The sequence below is a fragment of the uncultured Cetobacterium sp. genome, from assembly GCF_947039425.1.
In the GTDB taxonomy this organism is placed as follows: Bacteria; Fusobacteriota; Fusobacteriia; order Fusobacteriales; family Fusobacteriaceae; genus Cetobacterium_A.
The window spans coordinates 1-2,569 of record NZ_CAMQYW010000290.1 but is presented as its reverse complement, the minus strand read 5'-3'; the positions used below and the strand labels follow the sequence as shown (position 1 = coordinate 2,569).

Sequence of the window (2,569 nt, the reverse complement as noted above, 5' to 3'; positions counted from 1 at the left end):
CTTGGATCATCTATATCAGCATTAAAAAAAGGAGGAAAACTACTTGTAATTTTTTGGTTGTTAAGTGGATTTATGACACTTATGCAAACTGTAATAGGTGTGTCACTTGCAAAGATGACAAATATAAATCCATTGTATGGTGTTTTAGCAGGATCTGTATCCATGAGTGGCGGACATGGTTCAGCAGGAGCTTTTGGAGCAACAGTTGAGCAAATGGGAGTTTTAGGAGCTAGTACAGTGGCCCTTTCAGCAGCAACATTTGGTCTTTTAGCTGGTGGATTGTTAGGTTCACCTTTAGGATTATATTTAATAAGAAAAAACAAATTAAAACCAATAAATATAGTTGGGAAGGATGATTTGAATTTTGATGAGATTCATAAAAAAGAGGATTTAAGTGTTGAAGATTTATTAAAACAAATAACAATATTAGCAGTTATAATGATGTTAGGAACAAATCTTTCTGAATTATTAAAAATAAAATTGAATTTGGCAATTCCATCATATGTGGGAGCTATGTTTGTTGCAATTATTTTCAATAACTTAAATTTAAAGTTTAATATTGTTAGAATAAATCGTAGTTTAATGGATATATTAGGGATAACTTCTCTTAATATATTTTTATCCATGGCATTAATATCTTTAAAATTATGGGAATTAGTAGATTTAGCAGTACCAATGCTAATTATACTTTTTGCTCAAGTTTTTTTTATGGGAGTATATACTAAGTATATTGTTTTTAAAGCTATGGGGAGTGATTATGATGCAGCAGTTATGGTTTCTGGCATGTGTGGATCAGGTCTTGGAGCAACAACAAATGCAATGTTAAATATGGGTGAGATATCTGAAAGATATGGATATACAGCCAATCCTTATTTAATTGTAACTTTAACAGGAGCCTTTTTAATAGATATTTTTCAAATGCCTGTAATAATAACAGCTATAAATTTATTTAAACCATAAAATAATTGACTTGTATTTTTTAGAGGTATATAATCAAATTAATAACAGAAAAGGAAGTGACGTAATAATGGAACTACAAAGTGTAAATGAAATTATTAAAAAACTAAGTAAAGATGATTTAATGAAATTAAAATCAAATGTTTCTGAAGTTAATGTTGATGAATTAGCTATTATGACTGGAGTTGAAAAAGGTTTAGATCCAGATGAAGTGGCAGAGCTTCTTTCAGAAAAAGAGGAAAATGTAAATAAGGTTGTGGATATACTTAATAAAGCAATTGAACATATACCTCTAAATGAGAGATTTAGATTAAAAGAAGAGATTACAAAAATGAAAGCAGAAAATAGAGTTGAATTTATAAAAAAAATAAGGGATATTGAAATAAATTAATAGATGAAAAATGTATAAAATAAGTTTGTACATTTTTTTACAAAAAATTACTTTTATTTACAAAATATTTAACTTTTAAAAAATATGTTGACAAAAATATAAATTAAGTTTATAATCATTACAAATAAGTAATTAATTCAAAACAACAAGGAGTGATTCAAATGTCATTAATAGGTAAAAAAGTAGAAGATTTTACAGCACAATCTTTTCATAAAGGGGATTTTTAGAGAATTTCTCAAGAGGATTTAAAAGGTAAATGGTCAGTATTTTTCTTTTATCCAGCAGATTTTACATTTGTTTGTCCTACTGAGTTAGAAGATTTAGCTGATAATTATGAAGAATTTAAAAATATAAATTGTGAAATATATTCTGTTTCAACAGATACAGAATTTGTACATAAAGCATGGCATGATACATCAAAAGCTATTGGAAAAATTGAATATCCTATGGTAGCAGATCCAACTGGAAAATTATCAAGACAATTTCAAGTTATGATAGAAGAGGAAGGATTAGCTTTAAGAGGTAGTTTTATAATAAATCCTGAAGGAGTTATTAAAGCTTATGAAGTACATGATTTAGGAATAGGAAGAGATGCAAGTGAATTATTAAGAAAAGTTCAAGCTGCTCAATTTGTAGATACTCATGGTGATCAAGTTTGTCCAGCAAAATGGAAACCAGGAAAAGAAACATTAGCTCCAAGTTTAGATTTAATTGGAAAAATTTAGATTTAAATTAAGGCACTTTAAAAGTGCCTTTTCTTTTAAAAAAAAAAGGAGGGCTAAAATGAAAAATATATATGATTTAGTTATAATAGGTGGTGGTCCAGCAGGATTAACAGCAGCTATTTATGCAGGAAGAGCAAAACAAAAAGTTTTAATAATAGAAAAAGAAAGTGTTGTTGGAGGGCAAATAAAAACAACAAATGAAGTTGTAAATTATCCAGGAATACCTATGACAACAGGAGAAAATTTAGCACTTAGTATGAAAGATCAAGCTAAAAATTTTGGAGCAGAATTAATTCAAGAGGAAGTTTTAAGTGTTCAACTTAATGAAGATATAAAAGTTATTAAAACTACACTAGGAGAAATTAAAGGATTTTCAGTATTAGTAGCAACAGGTGGAACTCCAAGGAAAATTGGATTTAAAGGGGAAGAAAAATTTAAAGGTAGAGGCGTTGGATATTGTGCAACATGTGATGGTGAGTTTTTTACAGGTCTTGAA

At 28.3% G+C, this 2,569-nt stretch carries 3 protein-coding genes and 1 pseudogene; all 4 read left to right on the top strand.

The annotated features are described in order from the left end of the window. The coding region (locus Q0V09_RS10665; RefSeq protein ID WP_297489442.1) for a sodium/glutamate symporter at positions 1-960 on the top strand (960 nt) is incomplete at its 5' end. A 67-nt stretch (positions 961-1,027) separates the two neighbouring features. Beyond that, a complete protein-coding gene (locus Q0V09_RS10660) occupies positions 1,028-1,348 on the top strand; it encodes a hypothetical protein (protein WP_297489439.1) in 321 nt (106 codons plus the stop codon). 161 nt (positions 1,349-1,509) lie between these two features. Then, positions 1,510-2,073: pseudogene (gene ahpC / locus Q0V09_RS10655) on the top strand (alkyl hydroperoxide reductase subunit C). 58 nt (positions 2,074-2,131) lie between these two features. Next, positions 2,132-2,569 (top strand): FAD-dependent oxidoreductase (locus tag Q0V09_RS10650; RefSeq protein ID WP_297489436.1); only part of this gene is annotated, 438 nt, incomplete at its 3' end.